Origin of the sequence: Streptomyces sp. CB01580 (assembly GCF_001905795.1) — a bacterium.
GTDB lineage: Bacteria > Actinomycetota > Actinomycetes > Streptomycetales > Streptomycetaceae > Streptomyces.
Map to the genome: position 1 here is coordinate 345,982 of NZ_LIXJ01000002.1, position 20,804 is coordinate 366,785.

At 72.6% G+C, this 20,804-nt stretch carries 13 protein-coding genes; 10 read left to right on the forward strand and 3 right to left on the reverse strand.

The window, feature by feature from the left end:
• Positions 1–234 precede the first annotated feature (234 nt).
• The 9 genes from AMK22_RS04060 to moeZ all read left to right on the forward strand — a co-directional run bounded on the left by AMK22_RS04060 (position 235) and on the right by moeZ (position 12,982).
• The gene (locus tag AMK22_RS04060; RefSeq protein ID WP_073781818.1) at positions 235–1,959 is read left to right on the forward strand and encodes an ABC transporter substrate-binding protein; all 1,725 of its coding nucleotides are present in this window, start codon (positions 235–237) and stop codon (positions 1,957–1,959) included.
• Between the two features lie 14 nt (positions 1,960–1,973).
• On the forward strand, positions 1,974–3,089 hold the full coding sequence (locus AMK22_RS04065) for an ABC transporter permease (RefSeq protein ID WP_073781819.1): 1,116 nt from the start codon (positions 1,974–1,976) through the stop codon (positions 3,087–3,089).
• Entirely contained in the window at positions 3,086–4,075 is a 990-nt protein-coding gene (locus AMK22_RS04070) for an ABC transporter permease (protein ID WP_073781820.1), read from the forward strand. Before AMK22_RS04065 ends, AMK22_RS04070 begins: the two co-directional genes overlap by 4 nt.
• Complete coding sequence (locus tag AMK22_RS04075) at positions 4,072–5,844, forward strand: dipeptide ABC transporter ATP-binding protein (RefSeq protein ID WP_073781821.1); 1,773 nt, start codon at positions 4,072–4,074, stop codon at positions 5,842–5,844. Before AMK22_RS04070 ends, AMK22_RS04075 begins: the two co-directional genes overlap by 4 nt.
• 190 nt (positions 5,845–6,034) lie before the next feature.
• Complete coding sequence (locus AMK22_RS04080) at positions 6,035–7,948, forward strand: glycosyltransferase (protein WP_073781822.1); 1,914 nt, start codon at positions 6,035–6,037, stop codon at positions 7,946–7,948.
• A 97-nt stretch (positions 7,949–8,045) separates the two neighbouring features.
• On the forward strand, positions 8,046–9,644 hold the full coding sequence (locus AMK22_RS40555) for a hypothetical protein (RefSeq protein ID WP_242433822.1): 1,599 nt from the start codon (positions 8,046–8,048) through the stop codon (positions 9,642–9,644).
• 200 nt (positions 9,645–9,844) lie between these two features.
• The gene (locus AMK22_RS04090; RefSeq protein ID WP_073781824.1) at positions 9,845–10,810 is read left to right on the forward strand and encodes an NAD-dependent epimerase/dehydratase family protein; all 966 of its coding nucleotides are present in this window, start codon (positions 9,845–9,847) and stop codon (positions 10,808–10,810) included.
• Positions 10,798–11,718, forward strand: coding sequence for a spherulation-specific family 4 protein (locus tag AMK22_RS04095; RefSeq protein WP_073781825.1), 921 nt, complete (start codon positions 10,798–10,800; stop codon positions 11,716–11,718). Before AMK22_RS04090 ends, AMK22_RS04095 begins: the two co-directional genes overlap by 13 nt.
• Before the next feature lie 85 nt (positions 11,719–11,803).
• Positions 11,804–12,982, forward strand: coding sequence for an adenylyltransferase/sulfurtransferase MoeZ (gene moeZ / locus AMK22_RS04100; protein ID WP_073781826.1), 1,179 nt, complete (start codon positions 11,804–11,806; stop codon positions 12,980–12,982).
• Positions 12,983–13,194: 212 nt separating this feature from the next.
• Here the strand turns inward: moeZ and AMK22_RS04105 are convergent, their stop codons facing one another.
• The 3 genes from AMK22_RS04105 to AMK22_RS04115 form a co-directional block, all read right to left on the reverse strand.
• On the reverse strand, positions 13,195–14,775 hold the full coding sequence (locus AMK22_RS04105) for an alpha/beta hydrolase (protein WP_073781827.1): 1,581 nt from the start codon (positions 14,773–14,775) through the stop codon (positions 13,195–13,197).
• A gap of 176 nt (positions 14,776–14,951) precedes the next feature.
• Positions 14,952–16,574: an alpha/beta hydrolase gene (locus AMK22_RS04110; RefSeq protein WP_073781828.1), complete on the reverse strand. Its 1,623-nt coding sequence runs from the start codon at positions 16,572–16,574 to the stop codon at positions 14,952–14,954.
• 66 nt (positions 16,575–16,640) lie between these two features.
• A complete protein-coding gene (locus AMK22_RS04115; RefSeq protein WP_073781993.1) occupies positions 16,641–19,505 on the reverse strand; it encodes a lysylphosphatidylglycerol synthase domain-containing protein in 2,865 nt (954 codons plus the stop codon).
• 389 nt (positions 19,506–19,894) lie between these two features.
• On the opposite strand from AMK22_RS04115, the gene AMK22_RS39935 reads away from it, so the two are divergent.
• Positions 19,895–20,257, forward strand: coding sequence for an MGMT family protein (locus AMK22_RS39935; RefSeq protein WP_073781994.1), 363 nt, complete (start codon positions 19,895–19,897; stop codon positions 20,255–20,257).
• Positions 20,258–20,804 lie beyond the last annotated feature (547 nt).

Sequence of the window (20,804 nt, forward strand, 5' to 3'; positions counted from 1 at the left end):
GCCCGGACGACGTTTCCTGACCCCCGCGCCCGGGCGTACCCGTCCGTGGGCGCGGCGACGACCGTATGGTTCCGGTCATTTTCCCCGTGCCGACCGGCTGTGTGCATCCGCGCCGCGCATCCCCCTGTGCGCTCCGCCGCCGCGCACCGGTCGTGCGCACCGACTTCTCGTCGCCGCCGCACGGACGCCCACCGTCCTTCTTTCCCGGCAGTCCTTCCGAGAGGTCACCTTCCGATGCGTCAACCGTCCGTCATATCGCGCCGCGCGGCAGCGGCCGCCGCCGTACTCGCCGTGGTCGCGGGCGCCGCGGCCTGCGGCCCCGAGGACAGCAAGGCCGACGGCTCCGGCTCCGGCGCGCCGGGCAAGCCGCAGAAGGGCGGCACGCTCACCGTCCTCAACAGCAGGCCCCAGTCCGACTTCGACCCCGCCCGGCTCTACACCTCCGGCGGCGGCAACGTCCCGTCCCTGGTCTTCCGCACCCTCACCACCCGCAACCGGGAGGACGGCGCGGCCGGCGCGAAGGTCGTCCCCGACCTGGCGACCGACCTCGGCACGCCCAGCAAGAACGCCACCGTGTGGACGTACACCCTCAAGGACGGACTGAAGTTCGAGGACGGTACCCCGATCACGAGCGCCGACATCAAGTACGGCATCGAGCGCTCCTTCGCCGCCGAACTCTCCGGCGGCGCACCGTACCTGCGCGACTGGCTGATCGGCGGGGCCGACTACCAGGGCCCGTACAAGGACAAGAAGGGCCTCGACTCGATCGAGACGCCCGACGCGAAGACGATCGTCTTCCACCTGAACAAGCCGGAGGGCGAATTCCCCTTCCTGGCCACGCAGACCCAGACGACCCCGGTGCCGAAGGCCGCGGACACCGGTACGAAGTACGAGGAGCACCCGATCTCCTCGGGGCCGTACAAGGTCGTGAAGAACGAGGGCGACGGCGAACGTCTCGTCCTGGAGCGCAACCCGCACTGGTCGGCCGACACCGACGAGGAGCGCAAGGCGTACCCGGACCGGATCGACGTGCGCTCCGGTCTCGACTCCGCCGTCATCAACCAGCGCCTCTCGGCCTCGCGGGGCGCCGACGCCGCGGCCGTCACGACGGACACCAACCTCGGCCCGGCCGAACTCGCCAAGGTCACGGGCGACACGAAGCTCGCCGACCGCGTCGGCACCGGTCACTTCGGCTACACCAACTACATCGCCTTCAATCCGAAGGTGAAGCCCTTCGACAACCCGAAGGTGCGCCAGGCGATCGCGTACGCCGTCGACCGTTCCTCCGTGGTCAACGCGGCAGGCGGCTCCTCGCTCGCCGAGCCCGCCACCACCTTCCTGCCCGAGCAGGCGGCCTTCGGCCACACGCCGTACGACCACTTCCCGGCCGGGAAGTCCGGCGACCCGGCCAAGGCCAGGGAACTGCTGAAGGAGGCCGGCCACGCCAAGGGGCTGACCGTCACCCTCACGCACTCCAACGACAAGGACTTCGCAACGAGCCCGGAGATCGCCACCGCGATCCAGGAGGCGCTGAAGAAGGCCGGTATCACCGTCAGGCTCCAGGGCCTGGAGGACAACGCCTACTCCGACACGATCCACGACGTGAAGAGCGAGCCCGGCTTCTTCCTCGCCGGCTGGGGCGCCGACTGGCCGTCCGGCGGCCCGTTCTTCGCGCCGGTCTTCGACGGGCGCCAGATCGTCGAGGACGGCTACAACTTCAACTCCGGCCTGCTCGACGACCCCGCGGTCAACAGGGAGATCGACGAGATCAACAAGCTGACCGACCTGGAGGCCGCCGCGAAGCGCTGGGGCGCGCTCGACAGGAAGGTCGGCGAGCAGGCGCTCACCGTGCCGCTGTTCCACCCGGTCTACAAGCGCCTGTACGGCGAGGCCGTCAAGAACGTCGTGATCAGCGACTGGACCGGTGTGCTCGACGTCTCGCAGGTCGCGGTCAAGTGACCACGGCCGAAGCAATGACCACGGCCGAAGCGCCGCCGGCCGAGGGGGCGGGGGCCGTCGTGGCCCCCGCCCCCGGGGCCCGTCCGTTCTGGCGGCGCTTGCGCGCCCGGCGTTCCGCCCTCGCGGCCGTCGTCGTCGCCCTGCTGGTCCTGGTCGCGCTCGCCGCACCGCTGCTGGCGGCCGTCGAGGGCCAGGACCCCACCACGTACCATCCGGATCTCGTCGACTCCGCCACCGGCGGGGTGCCGATCGGCTCCTTCGGCGGGATCGGTGCCGAACACTGGCTCGGCGTCGAACCGCTCACCGGACGCGATCTGTTCGCCAGAGTCGTCCACGGGGCACGGGTCTCGCTCGGCGTCGCGCTCGCCGCCACCCTGCTCCAGGTGGCCATCGGGGTCTTTGCGGGTCTCGCGGCGGGGCTCGGCAACCGCTTCGTCGACCAGGCGCTCAGCCGGGTCACCGACGTCGTGGTGGCGCTGCCCGTCATGGTGATCGCGCTCGGCGCGCTCGCCGTTGTGCCCGTGGGCTTCCCGCGCCCGGTCCTGATCGCCGTGATCATCGGCCTGGTCGGCTGGTCCGGCATCTCGAAGATCGTGCGGGCCCGGACGCTCGCGCTGAAGTCGCTCGACCACGTCGCCGCCGCCCGGCTCAGCGGCTGGAGCTCCTGGCAGGTGGCCCGGCGCGAGCTGCTGCCCGCGCTGGCCGCGCCCGTCATCACGTACGCCGTACTGCTCTTCCCCGGCAACATCGTCGTCGAAGCGGCCCTGTCCTTCCTCGGCGTGGGCATCAAGCCGCCGATGCCGTCCTGGGGGCAGATGCTCAGCGACGCCGACACCTGGTACCAGGCGGCGCCCACCTATCTGCTGATCCCCGCACTGCTGCTGTTCGTCACCGTGCTCGCGCTCACCGTCCTCGGCGAGGGCGTGCGCACCGCGCTGGACCCGCGCACCGAATCCCGGCTCCGGGTCGGCACGGAACGCAGACGGAGGAGTCGCGAGCGGAAGACCGGCACGGGGCCGGAGCACGGGGCGCGCGGGGCGGACCACGGCACCGGTCCGGAGCCGGGGCTCGGCACGGACCCGGGACGTACGAAGACCGGCACGGGTCCGGAGCGGGGGGCCGACGCATGAAGTGGTTCCTGCTCAGGCGCCTCGGCGGGGCGCTCTTCGTGCTGCTCGCCCTCAGCGTCGTCGTCTACGCGGCCTTCTACGTCGCCCCCGGGAACGTCGCGCAGATCGCCTGCGGTCCGCGCTGCTCACCGGCGCAGGTGGCGCAGGTCGGCGAACAACTGCACCTGGACGACCCGCTGTACACGCAGTACGCGCACTTCCTCCAGGGCCTCTTCGTCGGCCGCGACTACTCGACCGGGACCGGGGTGCTGCACTGCCAGGCACCCTGCCTCGGGCTCTCGTACCAGAGCGACCAGCAGGTCACCGAGCTGATCCTGACCAAGCTCCCGGCCACCGCCTCGCTCGCCGTCGGCGCCTTCGTGCTGTGGATGCTGCTCGGCGTCGGCACCGGGTTGCTCTCGGTGTGGCGGCGCGGCCGCGTGACGGAGCGCGTTCTCACCTGGATCACCCTGGCCGGCATGGCGACGCCGGTCTTCGTCATCGGACTGCTGCTGATCATCATCCTGGTCACGGTGCTCAAGGTCCTGCCGTTCCCCGACTACGTGCCCTTCACGGAGGCCCCGGAGCAGTGGGCCTGGAACCTTCTGTTGCCCTGGATCTCGCTGGCCCTGGTGTCCGCGGCCCCGTACGCCCGGATGACCCGGGCGTCGATGCTGGAGACGCTGGCCGAGGACCATGTGCGCACCTTCAGGGCGTACGGGGTCGGGGAGCGGGCGATCGTCGGACGGCACGCGCTGCGCGGTGCGCTGGCGCCGGTGATCGCGCTCGGCGCACTCGACATCGGCTCGATGTTCGGCGGCGCCGTCCTCACCGAATCCCTCTTCGGTATCCCGGGGGTCGGCCGTGAACTCGTCGACGCCGTAAGGAACATGGATCTCCCGGTCGTCGTCGGTCTGGTGCTCGTCACCGGATTCTTCGTCGTCCTCGCCAATACCGTCGCCGACATCCTGCAGGCGATGGCCGACCGACGGGTGGTGCCGGCATGAACCTGGTCGATGTCTCCGGTCTCTCCATTTCGTTCGGTGACGTGCGCGCCGTGGAGGATCTGTCGTTCTCGCTGGAGGCGGGGGGCGCGCTCGGCGTCGTCGGCGAGTCCGGCTCCGGCAAGAGCGCCTCGGCGTACGCCCTGCTCGGACTGCACCGCGGGACCGGCGCCGAGGTTCGCGGCTCGATCCGGGTCGCGGGCGTGGACGTGGACGCGGCGGACGACGCGGAACTGCGGGCGCTGCGGGGCGCGAAGGCCGCGATGGTCTTCCAGGACCCGCTGTCGTCGCTCGACCCGTACTACGCCGTGGGCGACCAGATCGCCGAGGTGTACCGGGTCCACAACCGGGTCTCCCGGCGGGCGGCGCGGGCCCGGGCCGTGGAGGTGCTGGACCGGGTCGGGATCCCCGACGCGGTACGGCGGTCCCGGTCCCGGCCGCACGAGTTCTCCGGCGGGATGCGGCAGCGGGCGCTGATCGCGATGGCCCTGGCCTGCGAACCCCGGCTGCTCATCGCCGACGAGCCGACGACCGCCCTGGACGTCACCGTCCAGGCCCAGATCCTGGACCTGCTGCACGACCTGCGGCGCGAGACCGGCATGGGGCTGCTGCTGGTCACCCATGACGTGGGCGTGGCGGCCGAATCGGTCGACGAGGTGCTGGTCATGCGGTCGGGCCGGGCGGTGGAACGGGGGCCGGTGGGCGAGGTGCTCGTGGCGCCGCGCGAGCCGTACACGCGGGCCCTGCTGGCGGCGGTACCGCGCATTCCGGCGAGTGGTCCGGGCGGCGGATCCGGTTCTGCGGGCGCGGTGGTGGCCCCGCGCGAACCGGCGGATGGTCCGAGCGGGGCGGCGGGTCCGAGCGGTGCCGGACGTCCGAGCGGTGCCGCGGGTTCGAGCGGTGCCGCGGGGGCGGGGGCGGCTCGTGGGCGGGGGGACTACGGCGGGGCGCTCGTCGAGGATGCCGGCGACGCCGGGGATGTCGGGGATGTCGGCGATGCCGGGGAGGCGCTTGTCGAGGCCGTCGATGTCCGGCAGGTGTTCGGCAGGGGCAGGTCCGCCCAAGTCGCCGTCGACGGAGTCTCTCTCACCGTCCGCCGCGGCGAGACCCTCGGCATCGTCGGTGAGAGCGGCAGCGGGAAGACCACCCTCGGCCGGATGCTCGTCGGTCTGCTGGAGCCCACCTCCGGGCGGATCGCCAGGGACGCCCGGGTGCAGATGGTGTTCCAGGACCCCGTCTCCTCCCTCAACCCGCGTCGCTCGGTCGGCGAATCGGTCGCCGATCCGCTGCGTGCGTCCGGGGAGCGCGACGAGGCGGTGATCCGGGCGAGGGTGGGGGATCTGCTGAAGCGGGTCGGGCTCGACCCCGGGCAGTACGACCGCTACCCGCACGAGTTCAGCGGCGGACAGCGGCAGCGCGTCGGGATCGCCCGTGCGCTGGCCGCCGAGCCGGAGCTGATCGTCTGCGACGAGGCCGTCTCCGCGCTCGACGTGACGACCCAGGCGCAGGTGATCGGCCTGCTGGAGCGGCTGCGACGGGAGCTGGGCCTGGCGCTGGTCTTCATCGCGCACGACCTCGCCGTCGTACGCCAGGTCAGCGATCGGGTCGCCGTCATGCGGCGGGGCAGGATCGTCGAGGAGGGCGAGGCGGACCGGGTGTACTCGGCCCCTCGGGACCCGTACACCAAGCAGCTCCTGGCGGCCGTGCCCGTGCTCGATCCGGCGCTCGCGGCGGTGCGGCGCGCAGCACGCAAGGAGCTGGCCGCAGCCTGACGGTGTGTGACCACTCGATACCTTAGCGCAACAGAACGCCGCTGGGCCAGGAAAGTTACGACGGTTCACCCCTTTCGGTGGTGCGACGGACAACCGTCCGCCGCACCACCGGCGTATCCCCTTACGGTCGTGCCGCTGTGGGTCGACGTGCCGACGGAGGCCGTCCACAAGGGAGATCGGGGGTGCGCTCGTGCGAATCGGATTCCTCACTGAGGGTGGTTGTCCGTGCGCGACCGGTGAGTCCGGGCTGTGGTGCGACCGCCTGGTGCGCGGACTCGCTCCGCACGAGTTCGCTCTCTTCGTGCTCAACCGCGCGGCCGACCAGGAGGAATGGGCCCGGGAACCGCTCCCGGCGAACGTCCGACAGGTACGGTCGGCCCCGCTCTGGACGCCCGACGAGGACGCCCTGGGCGGGCACGCCGCCGGCTCGCTGCTCAGTCGGATGACGACGGGGCGGCGCGGACGCGCGTACGGGCGGCGCGAACGGCGGCGCTTCGCGACGCACTTCACGACGCTCGCCACCTCGATCTGCGCGGCGCGCGCGCTGGACGGTGAGGAGCGCGCGCGGGGCAGTGCGACAGGAGCGCCGGGCGGGACGGGCGGCTCCGACGGCGTGAGCGCGGGAGCGGGCGCTGACGGACGCGCGCACGCGTACGCCGGTGCCATGGACGAGGGCTTCGCCGAAGGGCTGTACGGGCTCGCCGAACTGGCCCGCGAACACGGCGGTCTGCCCGCGGCCCTCCGCTCCGAAACGGCGCTGCGCGTACTCGAAGCCGCCTGCCGTGCCCCGGGCAGCGGGGGCATCGTCCGGACCGCCGTCGTCGCCGACCTCCTCGACCTTGCCCGCGAGATCGAGGAACTGCTGCGCCCCCTCTCGCTCGACTGGTACGACGACCTGGGCCTCGGCGCGGTCGACCTCTGTCATGCCGCGTCCGGTGGTGCAACGGCGCTCCCGGGACTGCTGGCCAAGCGCTTCTTCGGCGTGCCCCTGCTGGTCACCGAACACGGCGCGCGGCTGCGGGCGCACTACCTCGCCACAGCCCGAACACCCCTGAGCGCGCCGGTGCGCGCCGTGCTCGCGGGCTTCCACCGGCGGTTCGCCGCCGAGGTGTACCGGCAGGCCGCACTCATCACCCCTGGCGACACCCACGCCCGACGTTGGCAGGAGCGATGCGGTGCCGGACGCGAGAAGCTGCGCACCGTTCACCCCGGTCTGGACCCCGCCAGGTTCGCGACGCTGGGGGAGAGCGGTGACAGCGGTCCCGACGACACGCTCGTCTGGGTCGGCCGCGTCGAACCCGCCAAGGACCTGGTGACATTGCTGCACGCCTTCGAGGAGGTGCGAAAGGCCGAGCCGGGCGTCCGGTTGCGGATCATCGGCGCGGTGGCGCCGGGACCGGAGGGTGCCGACCATCTCGCGCGGTGCCGGGTGCTGGCCGCCCGGCTCTTCCCGGGCGAGGCGGTGGACGCGCGCACCGTCGACGGCGGCCCGGTCTCCCTCGGCAACGGCCCGGTCTCCTTCGACAACGGCCCGGTCTCCTTCCACGAACTCGGCGGGGCCGAGGTGCCGGACGTCGTGGACGCCTACGCCGCCGGCGGGGTCGTCGTGCTGTCCAGCATCGTCGAGCACTTCCCCGAGACCCTCGTAGAGGCGATGTTCTGCGGGCGGGCCACGGTGTCGACGGACGTCGGCGCGGTGGTCGAGGTCGTCGGCGGCACAGGACTCGTCGTGCCCCCGCGCAACCCCAAGGCGCTCGCCGATGCCTGTCTCGCGCTGCTGCGCGACCCCGAGCGCCGCGCACGGCTCGGTGCGGCGGCGCGCGCGAGGGCGCTCGAACTCTTCACCGTCGAACAGAATCTCGCCGCGTTTCGAGGCATCTATCTGGAACTGATCTCGCGCGTCCCGGGGCGCAGGGAGGACGAGACGGTGGCCGCCGACGGTCGGCCGCGCCCGTTCGCCACCCCGCCCGAGGCGCATGTCCTGGGCCCGTGGACGGCCTCGGGGGCCCTCCATGCGGAGCCCGTCGACCGCACGCCCGGCTGGGTCCTCGGGCCCCGGACCGTCTGCGCGGGAGCACGGGGAGCGGGTGACGGCGATGCGTGAACGAGGAACGGACAGGCGGAACCGCGGCGGCGAGCAGAACCGCGGCGGCGGGCCGGTGCGGGAGGCCGCAGTGGGCGACGATCACGGAGGAGAGACGATGAGCCGCCCGATCGACCCGATCGAGGTGTCCGGCGCAGCCGCCGCATCCGCCATCGGGTCCGCCGCTGGATCCGCCACCGGTTCCGGCGTGGGGTCCGCCACGGACGGAAGCCGGGGCCTCCGCTCGGGGGAGACGGCTGCCGGGCTCGTGCCAGGAACCGAGCGGGGCGGCGCCGCCCCGTTACGAGTCACCGCCTCCGCGTCACGGACGACCGGTCGGCACACCGCGGGAGTCCGGACCGACGCGTCGCGCGCCCCGGAGATCGCCCACCGCGTCCCGGCGCATCCACGCGCCGTCGTGCGCCAGGGTTCCGCCGACCCGGTCGGAGGTTCCGCCGACCCGGTGAAGGCGTTGATGCACCGCCACCGGGCGCTGTGCCAAAGGGCCGTGGACCCGTTGGAGATCGCCGCCGGGCTCGAAACCCACGGCGTGACCGATCGGGTCGCCGCCCGCTACCGGCACCGGGACGTCTTCTCGCTCGCCGAAGAACTCTTCGCCCGGGTGCCCGCCGTTGCGGAGGAGCCCGCGACCGCACGCCGCGCGCCGGCGCGTGACATCGCGACGCGTGCTGCCTGGACGCTCCGCGCGCTCGTGCCCGGCGTCGCCTGCGTGGCCACGCTCGGCGCGCTGAGGCTGACCGAGGGAGCGCTCGACGGCCGGGGGCGGCTCGCGATCGGCCTCGCCGGAACGCTCCTCGCGGTCATCGGCCTCGCTCTCGCCCTGCGCGTAGGCCCCCTGCGGGTGGCGGGCGGGTCCACGGCCGCCACCCGCGTGTACGGCTGCTGGCTGCTCGGCTTCGCCCTGTACGGCGACGCCCTGCTCCACCAGGTGCTCAGCGGAGGCCCGAAAGGGCCGTGGACGCTCACCCCGGCACCCCTGGCGGGGCTGGCGCTCTCCGTCGCCCCGGCCGCCTGGTGCGCGCACCTCTTCTCCGTACGCGCGCACCACGCCCTCGCCGTCAGCCGGACGCGGAAGCAGTTCTCCGCGGGCGTGCGCCCCCTGCTGTTCGGTGCCATCGCGCTCCACTTCTGCGTTCTCGCCGCGCTGCTCCACCTCGCGTACCTGGGGTTCGGCGGCGGCGCGTTCGCCGGGGCGGCCGCGCTCGGGGCGCTGCTCCTGGCGGCCCGGTTGCTGACCGTGCACGGCCACCCCGAACCCGCAACGGCCGCACTGGCCGCCGCCTGCGCCGTCGAGCTCCTGGCGCCCGCCCTGGTCATGACCGGTCGGCTGCCCGGTCTGCACGCCCTCGCCCGCCCCGTCGATGTCCTGGTCGCCACCGCCGGCACCGGGGCCGTACCCGCCCTCGCCTGCGGCACGGCCGCGCTCGCGCTGCTGATCACCGCGGCCGTCGTCCTTCCCCGGGCCTCCGCCCATGCCACCGACCGGCCGAACGCCACGGAAGCCATGGACACCACGCATGCCATGGACACCACGCATGCCATGGACACCACGCATGCCATGGACACCACGCATGCCATGGTGCGACCGGACGGCCCGGCCCATGCCGCGGACCGGCCGGACGGCTCGGCCCGCGCGACCGATGGGGCCCACGCCGCCGATGGGCCGGACGGCGACTCGGCCCGGCCCATCGCGTAACCGAAGCTCCCGGCCCGCTTCCGCGGCGCCGGGCCACGAACCACCCCCCACATACGAACCACTGGACCACGCGCATGCCCCGCGGAGCCGACGCCGCGGGTCCCGCGCCCCAACCCGTTCCACTTCCCGAAGGAGACACCGGACATGACCCCCCAAACCCCCGCACCGGCAGCAGGCCGTCGGCACCGAGGGGGCGCACGATGAGGGTGCTGCTGCTCGGAGCCAATGGATTCCTCGGCCGGTTCGTCGCCGACCGGCTGCTCGCCGATCCCGCCGTGCACCTCACGGCGCTGGGCCGCGGCGACGACGCCGACGTACGGTTCGACCTCGCCACCGGCAGTCCCGGTGCGCTGACCCGCTTCCTGGACGCCGTCCACCCCGGAGTCGTCGTCAACTGCGCCGGCGCCACCCGCGGCGGAGCGCGCGACCTGACCCGGCACAACACCGTCGCCGTCGCCACCGTCTGCGAGGCGATGCGACGCAGCGGCTGTACGGCCCGGCTCGTCCAGCTCGGCTGTGCCTCGGAGTACGGGCCCTCGCAGCCCGGTTCGTCGACCGCGGAGGACGCGCTCCCGCGCCCCGGCGGTCCGTACGGCGTCAGCAAGCTCGCCGCCACCGAACTCGTCCTCGGCTCCGGCCTCGACGCGGTCGTGCTGCGGGTCTTCTCCCCGGTCGGTCCCGGCACCCCGGCCGGTTCCCCGCTCGGCAGGCTCGCCGAGGCGATGCGCCGGGCCATGCAGTCCGGCGACGGCGAACTGAAGCTCAGCGGCCTCGGCGTGCAGCGCGACTTCGTCGACGTGCGCGATGTCGCGCGCGCCGTGCATGCCGCCTCGCTCTCCGCCGCGCAGGGGGTCGTCAACATCGGTACCGGCCGTGCCGTGCGCCTCCGGGACGCCGCCGCCGTCCTGGCCAGGGTCGCCGGATACGGGGGCGCACTCCACGAACTGGACGCGCCCCCGCCCCGGCTGCCCATCGGCGCCCAGCGCACCTCCAGCGAGTCGCTCATCGAGCACCTCTCGGCGACCCCGTCCCCCTATCCGGACGGTTGCGGGGCCTGGCAGCAGGCCGACGTCCGCACCGCCAGGGACCGGCTCGGCTGGCGTCCCCGGATCAATCTGGAGGAGTCGCTCGCCGACATCTGGATGGAGGCGGCGTGCCGTATCTGACCTCGGTCGGCACCGCCCGCAGGACCGGTGGTGCCACACCGCTCGGCTTCGGCGTACCCGGGTACGCGCACCCGCTGCTCGCCCCCACGGAGTGGGCCGAACTCACCCGCCCCGGCACCCCGCTGCACTGGGCCGTCCTCAACATCGACGACGGCCCCGGCGCCCGGCCCGATCCGCACTGCCTGGAGGCGGCGGGCCGCCTGCGCAACGCGCGGGAGCGCGCGCTGCACGGCGACGCCCCGCACGACTCCGTACGGGCGGCGGGCGGCCGGCTGCTCGGCCACCTCGACCTGGCCTTCGGCAGCCGCCCCTTCGGGGACCTGATGGCCGACGCGCAGTCCTTCCTGAGCTGGTACCGCGTCGACGGCTTCTACCTCGGCCGGTGCCCGTCCGAGCGGGCCGAACTTCCGGCCGTCCGCCGCCTCACCAGCACCCTCGCCACCCTCCTCGAACACGGCGCGCACGGCGGGTCCGGCGACGGGACGGGAAGCGGCGGGTCCGGCGACGGGGCGTACGGCGAGGGCGCGGGGGGCGGTGGAGGCATCGGGCGCGGAGCGTACGGCCGAGGCGCGGGGCCGCTGGTGCTGGGCGTCGGCACGCATCCGCATCCCGGCTACGCCGAGGCCGCCGACCAGTTGGTGACCTTCTCCGGGCCGTGGACGGACTACCGCTGGTCCCAGGTGGCGGAGTGGACCGCCGACTACCCGCCCGAGCGGTTCGCGCACTTCGTCCACGGTGTTCCGCGCACCCACCTCGACGAGGCCATGCGCATCGCGCGCTGGCAGGGCGCGGGCACCATCTTTTTCACGGACCGAGACGGTCAGTACGGGCAGAACGACCCATTTGCGGCGCTGCCCAGTTACTGGAACGAAATCGTCTCGCGGATCGGACCGGGTAACTCGGAATGAGAAAGGGCGTGGCAGTGTTACGGGAAGAACAACCGTACGCAGATGAAGTACGTAGAAACCGACCACCTGCATTGTTGAGGTCCCTGTGTCGCTGCCACCCCTGGTCGAGCCAGCTGCTGAGCTCACCGTCGACGAGGTCCGCAGGTACTCCCGCCACCTGATCATCCCGGATGTCGGGATGGACGGGCAGAAGCGGCTGAAGAACGCGAAGGTGCTGTGCGTCGGGGCCGGCGGTCTCGGTTCCCCGGCCCTGATGTACCTGGCCGCCGCCGGTGTCGGCACGCTCGGCATCGTGGAGTTCGACGAGGTCGACGAGTCGAACCTGCAGCGCCAGATCATCCACAGCCAGTCCGACATCGGCCGTCCCAAGGCCGAGTCCGCCAGGGACTCGGTCCTCGGCATCAACCCGTACGTGAACGTGGTGCTGCACGAGGGGCGGCTCGAGGCCGACAACGTGCTGGAGATCTTCGCGCAGTACGACCTGATCGTGGACGGCACGGACAACTTCGCCACCCGCTATCTGGTCAACGACGCGGCGGTGCTGCTGAACAAGCCGTACATCTGGGGCTCGATCTACCGGTTCGATGGTCAGGCGTCCGTGTTCTGGTCCGAGCACGGCCCCTGCTACCGCTGCCTCTACCCGGAACCGCCCCCGCCGGGCATGGTCCCCTCCTGCGCAGAGGGCGGTGTGCTCGGGGTGCTCTGCGCCTCGGTCGGCTCCATCCAGGTCACGGAGGCCATCAAGCTGCTCGCCGGTATCGGTGACCCGCTGGTCGGCCGGTTGATGATCTACGACGCCCTGGAGATGCAGTACCGCCAGGTCAAGGTTCGCAAGGACCCCGACTGCGCGGTCTGCGGCAAGAACCCCACGGTCACCGAGCTCATCGACTACGAGGCGTTCTGCGGCGTCGTGTCGGAGGAGGCCCAGGAGGCCGCGGCCGGTTCCACGATCACTCCCAAGCAGCTCAAGGAGTGGATCGATACGGACGAGAAGATCGAGATCATCGACGTCCGCGAGCCCAACGAGTTCGAGATCGTCTCGATCCCGGGCGCCCGGCTGATCCCGAAGAACGAGTTCCTGATGGGCAACGCCCTCCAGGACCTCCCGCAGGACAAGCGCATCGTCCTGCACTGCAAGACGGGTGTCCGCAGCGCCGAGGTCCTCGCGGTCCTCAAGTCGGCGGGCTTCGCCGACGCGGTGCACGTGGGCGGCGGCGTGATCGGCTGGGTCAACCAGATCGAGCCCGAGAAGCCGGTGTACTGAGCACCAAGCACCAAGCACCAAGCACCAAGCACCAAGCACCAAGCACCAAGCGCGAAGCACGAGGCGCGAAGCCGAACGCTCCGGAGGGGCCGTCCGCATGCCGCGGATCGGCCCCTTCCGCGTACCCCGCGGTCCTCTGGTGCCCGTACCCCGTCCCCCTGCACCCGGGGCACATCCCGTACCCCGGGGATCTCTCGTACCCCGCCGCCGCGTCAGGAGCAGGTCGTGCCGTCCGCCGGGACCTTCCCGTCGAGGAAGTACGCGTCCACGGTCGATGTCACGCACGCGCTCCTGCCGTACGAGCCGTGTCCCTCGCCCTTGTTGGTGACCAGGACGCCGACGCCCTTGCCCAGCGCGTCCGCCATCTTCCGCGCGCCCTCGTAGGGCGTGGCCGGGTCACCGGTCGTACCGACGACCAGCACCGGGGCGGCGCCCGGAGCGCCTACCTCCGGGTGGTCGTGCTCGCCCGCCACCGGCCACCGCGCGCACCAGCCGGCGGTGTCCCACGCCAGGAACGGGCCGAACACCGGGGACAGCTTCCGGAACTCCGGCAGCAGGGCCCTCGCCTCGGCCACCGTCGGCCGGGGCCTGCTGTCGGCGCAGGAGATGGCGCGCTGCGCATGGCTCTGGGTGTCGTAGTGCCCGTTCTCGTCACGGCCGTTGTACGAGTCGGCCAGCTGGAGCAGCAAGGTGCCCCGGCCGCGCTTCTCCGCCTCGTCCAGCGCCCGGCTCAGGTAGGGCCAGCTGCTCTCGGAGTACAGCGGCGTGACGATGCCGGTGACCGCCAGCGACTCGGTGAGCTCGCGCCCGGAGTCGGTGGGCAGCGGCTTTTGGTCGATGCGTTCCAGCAGCCGGGCGATGCGCCGCGTCCCGACCTTCGGGTCCTGGCCGCGGTCCTTGAAGTAGTTCTCCAACGCCCGCTGGAAGCCGGTCGCCTGGTTGCGGGCGTGCCCGACCGGGTCGGCGGTCGGGTCGACGACGGCGTCCAGCACGGTGCGTCCGACCTTCGAGGGGAAGAGATGGGCGTACGTGCCGCCCAGTTCGGTGCCGTAGGAGATGCCGAAGTAGGTGAGCTTCTCGTCGCCGAGTACCTGCCGGAGCAGGTCCATGTCGCGGGCGGCGTTCGACGTGCCGACGTACGGCAGGACCTTGCCGGAGCGGTGCGTGCAGCCCGCACCAAAATCCGTCGCGTCCTTCATGAACGCGGCCTCCTCCGCCGCCGTGTCCGGGGTCAGATCGATGTTCCGGAGGGCGCTCTCCTGCTTCTTGTCGGTGCGGCAGACGACACCGGCGCTGCGCGCGACTCCGCGGGGATCGAAACTCACCAGGTCATAGCGGGAGTTGAGCTTTCCGTACCCGTACGACTCGGCGGCGCGCGGCAGTATCGAGACCCCGGAACCTCCGGGGCCGCCGAAGTTGAAGAGCATCGAGCCGAGACGACGGTCCTTGTCCCGGGCCTTCTTGCGGATCAACGCGATCCCGATCGTGTCGCCGCCCGGTCTCGCGTAGTCGAGCGGTACGTCCACGATCGCGCAGCGCCAGTCACCGCCGGGCGCGCTGCCGCCCTCGGGGGCCGTGCAGCGCTTCCAGTCCGGCCGCTGCGAGGTGAGGGCGGCGGGCAGGGCGGGCGGGGGCGACGGGGTGCCCGGCGTGGCGGAGGACGGCGCGGAGGCGGCGCCGCGGTCCGTCCCCTCGGCCGCCCTGTCGTCCTCGGTGGTGCCGCAGCCCCCGAGCAGCCCTGTCAGCAGCAGCGCGGCCCCGGCCAGTGCCCCGGCCCGTGCGTGTCCGACCACGATTTCGTCCTCCCCTGTGCGCCGCGTCCCGTGCGTGCCCCGCCCGTGTTCGGGGGCGCGCCCGCGGCATGAACACCGTACGGGAGGAGTCCGACGGGCCGTTCGACGGCAGCGGCCGGGCGACGGAAGGACGCAGGACGGCGGACCGGGCGGGGCGACGGAGGACGGAAGGACGGCTACTTGCAGACGGTACCGGCGGCGGGCACCTTGCCGTTCATCAGGTAGTCCCCGACGGCCTTCTGCACGCAGGCGTTGTTGCTGTTGTACGCACCGTGCCCCTGTCCCTCGTACGTCATCTGCACGCCGACGCCCTTGCCCAGAGCGTTGGCCATGGCCCTCGATCCCTGGTACGGGGTGGCCGGGTCGCCGGTGGTGCCGATGACGAGGATGGGGGGCGCGCCCGGGGCGCTGACGTCCGGGGTCTTCCAGGCGCCCGCCACCGGCCAGCCGGTGCAGCTCATCAGGCCCCAGCCCAGGTAGTTGCCGAAGATCGGCGAGGCGGCCCGGAACGACGGGAGTCTCGATTTCACCTGGTCGGCCGTGAACCGCTGCTTGGAGTCGGCGCAACTGATGGCGGTGTTGGCGGACATCGAGTTGTCGTAACGGCCGTCCTGGGAGCGGCCGTTCAGCGAGTCGGCGAGGGCGAGGAGCAGCCCGCCGTTCCCGCCGTCGGCCTCGTCCACGCCCTGCTCCAGCAGGGGCCAGGTGGCCTTGGAGTAGAGGGACGCCGCGATGCCGGTGGTGGCCAGGGTCTGCGTGAGCTGCCGGGAGCCGAGCCCCGGGACGGGCTTCTTCTCCAGCCGGTCGAGCAGGTCGCCGATCCCCCGCTCGATCTCCTTCGCGTTGGAACCGGGCAGCTTGCAGGCGTCCCCGCGGGCCGCGCAGTCCTTGGTGAAGTTGTCCAGCGCGAGCTGGAACCCCTTGGCCTGGCCGAGCGAGGCCCGCTCGGCGTCCAGGGTCGGGTCGACCACCCCGTCCAGCACCGCCCGGCCGACGTTCTTCGGGAACAGGTGGGCGTAGACGCCGCCCAGTTCGGTGCCGTAGGAGATGCCGAAGTAGTGGAGTTTCTTGTCGCCGAGCACCTGGCGCATCAGGTCCATGTCGCGGGCGGCGTCGGTGGTGCCGACGTAGGGGAGTTCCCTGCCGGAGTTCTTGTGGCAGGCCGCGGCGAACGTCTTGGCGTCCTTGATGAAGGCGTCGACATCGGCCCTGGTGTCCGGGGTGCCGTCGGTCGCGTAGCGTGCGTCGAGCTGCCGGTCGCTCTCGCAGAACACCCCGGCGCTGCGGCCGACCCCGCGCGGGTCGAAGCTGACCAGGTCGTAGCGGGCGCGGAGCTTCTCGTACGTGGTGCCGAAGGCGGGCAGGGTGGCGACACCGGAGGCGCCGGGGCCGCCGAAGTTGAAGACGAGCGAGCCGATGCGCCGGGCCGGGTCCTGGGTCTTGGACCTGGCCCGGATGAGTGCCAGGTCGATCGTCCCGCCGTCGGGCCTGGCGTAGTCGAGCGGCGCCTTCATGGAGGCGCATTCCCAGCGGGTTCCGTCGGGCAGCGGGGCCGGGGCCTCCCCGCCGCCCTGTGCCGCGGACGGGGCGGGGCACGGCTTCCACATCAGCTTCTGGGACCCGAGCCCGCCGGGACCGCTGGTCGCCTCGGCGGCGTTCGCCGCGAGCGGGGGGCTGCTCCCGGGCACGTCCGGGCCGCTGTCGTCACCGTTCTTCGAGCAGGCGGTGAGCGCGAGGGGCAGGAGCACGGTGGCCGTGGCGGCGAGAGCGGCGGCGCGCAGGGCGGGGGAGGTCCTCATGTTGCCCATCGTGCGGCGGGGGCGGGACCCGTGCACGGGACACCGGTCCAAGCGGGTGGCAGGCCCTCAGAGCGCGCCCTTGCGGGTCAGGTGGTTGAAGCAGAGCCAGCCCGGGAGCACCGGCAGCCACAGCGTCAGCAGCCGGTACAGCAGCACCGCCGGTGCCGCGACCTCCTTCGGCAGGCCGACCGCGATCAGCCCGAGGGTCAGCGCGGGCTCGACCGCACCCATGCCGCCCGGGGTGGGCGCCGCCGATCCCAGCGCGTTGCCGGCCAGGAAGACCACCGCGATGCTCGCGTAGCTGAGCGTCGGCACGTCCGGACCGCTGAACGCCCGGATCGACGCGTCCAGGCACATCACGAACGTCCCGGTCAGCAGCAGCATCCCGCCGATGCCGGTCAGCAGCTTCTGCGGCCGCTGCACCACGTCCAGCATGCGCGGCACCACCCCGGCGAACAGCGACCGCAGCCGGGTGACGACGAACTTCCGCAGGAACGGGACCGCCGTCACCACCAGCACCAGCACGGCGACCGTCAGCAGCCCGGCGATCACGGTCCTGGACGGGGTGAGCGAGGACGGCGTCTTCTCCGTACCCGTCAGATATCCGAACGCGGCGAGCAGCAGGATGTGGCAGCCGAGACCGAACAGCTGCGAGGCACCGACGCTCGCCACCGCGAGCCCCGGGCGCACCCCGGCCCGTTGCAGGAACCGCGTGTTCAACGCCACACCGCCGACCGCGGCCGGGGCGACGAGCTTCACGAAGGACCCGGCGACCTGCGCCAGCACGGTCTTCCCGAACGGCACCCGCTCCGGCACGAAGCCCAGCAGGCTCATCGCCGCGGCGACGTAGCTCAGGGCCGAGAAGCCGACCGCGGTCGCCACCCAGCCCCACTCCGCCTGCTCGACGACCGCACCGAAGTCGGCCTGGGTCACCTGCGAGATGAGGAGGTACGCGGCGATCGCACCGGCGATGAAGCTGAAGAGGGTGCGCGGCTTGATGCGCTCCAGCCGGACCGGTTCGACCGGCGCCTGCGGTCGGATGCGCAGTACCTGTTGGCGCATCTGGGAGAGCAGATCCTCCTCGCGCGCCCCCTCCAGCGCCTCGTCCACGGCCCGCTTCTCGGCCTGCTTCTGCACGCGCAGCGACTTGCGCTCGGCCTTGCGCCCGGCCCTGGCGTCGGTCCTCCGGCCGGCTGCCCGCTCGTCCTCGTGGCCGGGCGCCGCGGCGGCGTACTCGTCGTGCGCGGTCTCCAGGGCCCTGGCGCGCTTGGCCGCGTCCGACGCCGCCAGCACCGCCTCGCGCTCGCGCTGCGAACGCTCCCGGGCGAGCCGCCGCAGCGTGGCCCGGGTGGAGCGGCTCAGCGCGATCGGCTGGAGCAGCGGCAGACAGTCCGCCACCGCGTCGGGCCCCAGCACCTCCAGCGCACCGGTGACCGCACGCTCGGCACCCACCCGCAGCCCCGTGGTGGTCAGCAGCTGGGCGACGTCCATCCGCAGGACCAGATCCCCGGCCGCGATCTCGCCGCCGCGCAGATCGGTCACGAACACCGTGCCGGAACGATCCACCAGGATGGCGTCGCCCGTGAGCCTGCGGTGCGCGATGCGTCGCGACTGGAGCGCCCTCACCTGCCGCCAGGCGCCGCGCAGCAGCTCGTCGGTGATCTCCGAGTCCTCCAGCGCGTCCAGGGAACGGCCGCCGATGTGCTCGTACACCAGCATCACGGCGTCGGGCCCGAGCTCGGAGGTGGCGATCAGCTTGGGCGCGTTGGCCCCGGCGGCGATCGCCGCGTACGCGAGCAGCGCCTCCTGCTCCAGCGCCTGACGCAGCGACTGGATCGAACGGTTCTGAGTGATGCCGCGCAGGGTGAGCCTGCGCCACACCCGGTAGTAGAAGCCCTGGGCCTGCTGCTCGCGGTCGACGACCGTCACGTCGAGCGGCGGCCCGTCCTCCAGGGTGACCAGATAGCGGCGTCCCCGGTCGTTCTGGTCGCCGGAGTCGGGGGTGTCCTCGGCGCGCATCGCGGTGACCGGGTGGAAGCCGACCCGGCGCAGACCGGCCATCAGGTGCTGACCGGTCGGCCGCACGTTGGGCGAGCCGACCGCGTACAGCGTGCCGTACGCCACGGTCCAGCCGATCAGCACGGTGAGGACGATCGAGAACGGGGTGGTGAAGCCGCCCACCAGCATGGCGAACGCGTCGAGCAGCAGTACCACCCACAGCACGACGCGCCAGCGCGGCCGTCTCGCCATCCCGACAGCCGTCATGTACGCGATCACGGGGGCGAGATAGCCGTGCACGGGGTCGGTGAGCGCGTCCCCGGGCTGCGGCTGGGTCAGGGCGTCCTTGATGGTGCCGGGGGCGGACTCGGCCACCCAGAGGTCGGCGGCGAGCGTGACGCCGTGCGCCAGTACGGCGGCGAGCACCCCGTCCGCGATCCGCAGTCCGTCGCGTTTGATCAGCCGTTCGATGGCGAAGACGACCGGAACGAGCAGGACGGCGATGCTGGAGACGAGCCCGGCGAGCTTGATCAGAGCGTCGGGCGCCTGGCCGGTGCCCTTGGTGATGTCCTGTTCGAGCCCGGCGGTGGTGCCGTGGGCGAACGCGGCGATCGCGAACAGGACGCTGATCGCCAGCATGCCGATGAGCAGCCGCATGAGGTCGGAGGGGCGGTGCACCCGGGCGGGGAGCAGCGGTTCGTCCCCGGAGACCCGCTCGGCCTGCTCCGCCGCGACGGTCGAGAGCGTCGAACCGGCCAGGTGTCCGGACGGCCCGGCATCCCTGCCCGGCGTCTTCGGTGCGTCCGGTGCCTGCGACATTTCCGGTGCTTCCGGTGCTTCTGGTGTTTCCGGTGCTCGTGACGCTTCCCGTGCTTCCGGTGATTCCGGGCGCGGCTCGGCGTCAGGGGCGTCCGCCGCCTCCGGTGGCTGCACGCCCTGCTCCTTCATTGCCTCTGAGTGTTCTTCGTGTTCTCGTATCACCGGTCACCGCCCGCACGATGGTGGCACGGCCCGGCGACAGAGAAGGGAATCAGGGTGCACCGCGCGGACACGCGAAGCGCAACATACGCTCCTTTGCCCTCGCGTGCACGCCTTGTGAGCGGGCGCACGCCGGTCGGAGCGGGCTGTCGGTGGCGTACGGCAGGATGGCTCGGATGAGCCAACACCGGACAGGTGCCGAGGGGACGGGCACGGACGAAACGGGCGCCGGGAGATCGCGTGGCGAAGGGCCGGCCGCCGGAGGGTCGCGTGGTGAGGGACCGGGCGGCGCCGCGACGGGCGACGCTCGGGCGGCCGACGGGACCCCGGAGCATGCCGACCGGATCCCGGAGTACGCGGAGCGGGTGCTCGACGTCGCCGACCTGATCCCGCCCGGCCGTGTCATGACCTACGGCGACATCGCCGAATGGCTGGGGGACGGCGGTCCCCGCCAGGTCGGCCGGGTCATGGCGCTGTACGGGGGCGCCGTGCCGTGGTGGCGTGTGGTGCGGGCCGACGGGGCGCTGCTGCCCGGCCACGAACTGCGCGCACTGGACCACTACCGCGAGGAGGACACCCCGCTGCGCGAGGCGCCGCGCGACGCGGAGGGCCATCTGCCGCGCCTCGACATGAAGCGGGCGCGGTGGGACGGCGTCATCGGCGATGCCGACGCGGGCGGGGAAGAGGACAGAGGTGCTCACATCTGACAGCTTCGGCCATTCGGGGGCGCAACGGGCGTCGCCGGGCCCGTGCGATCCGTCCGACATTCGGCGGGGGACCCGCGCGGATGCCTGGAGAGACCGGCGGAACACGGAATGCGACGGGGCGTACGCCCGCGTACGTGACGTGCGACACGGTGGGGGTGTCGGCGGGGCGTACAGCGGCGCGCGTGATGTGCAACACGGTGCGATGGCCGACGGGCAGCGCCGCCGCGCCCGCCACGCGGACCGACGCGCCTGATGCGACGCGCGAGGTGACGTGGGCCGGCGCGCGGGCCGCAGTGGCGCGTGGTGCGACGCGTACACGCGGGGCGAGCCCGATTGTGGTGCGTAACGTGACGAGTCGCGCAGTCGGCCCGCGCCGCTCCGCGCCCTCACTGGCGTAGCGTCGTCGGTCCGCGGCACGCGCCGCACCCTCGTCACCCGCACACCCACCCGCCCCCACCCGTACATCCACCAGGACCGGCGATCCACGTGAACTCCTCCACCACCCGACACAGTCCGCACCGTGAGGCACGACAGCGGACCACGGGCG

Coding starts and splice junctions, on each gene's coding strand:
- AMK22_RS04060 (WP_073781818.1), top strand. CDS start 235: ATGCGTCAACCGTCCGTCATATCGCGCCGCGCGGCAGCGGCCGCCGCC.
- AMK22_RS04110 (WP_073781828.1), bottom strand. CDS start 16,574: ATGAGGACCTCCCCCGCCCTGCGCGCCGCCGCTCTCGCCGCCACGGCC.
- AMK22_RS04065 (WP_073781819.1), top strand. CDS start 1,974: ATGACCACGGCCGAAGCGCCGCCGGCCGAGGGGGCGGGGGCCGTCGTG.
- AMK22_RS04075 (WP_073781821.1), top strand. CDS start 4,072: ATGAACCTGGTCGATGTCTCCGGTCTCTCCATTTCGTTCGGTGACGTG.
- AMK22_RS04070 (WP_073781820.1), top strand. CDS start 3,086: ATGAAGTGGTTCCTGCTCAGGCGCCTCGGCGGGGCGCTCTTCGTGCTG.
- AMK22_RS40555 (WP_242433822.1), top strand. CDS start 8,046: ATGAGCCGCCCGATCGACCCGATCGAGGTGTCCGGCGCAGCCGCCGCA.
- AMK22_RS04090 (WP_073781824.1), top strand. CDS start 9,845: ATGAGGGTGCTGCTGCTCGGAGCCAATGGATTCCTCGGCCGGTTCGTC.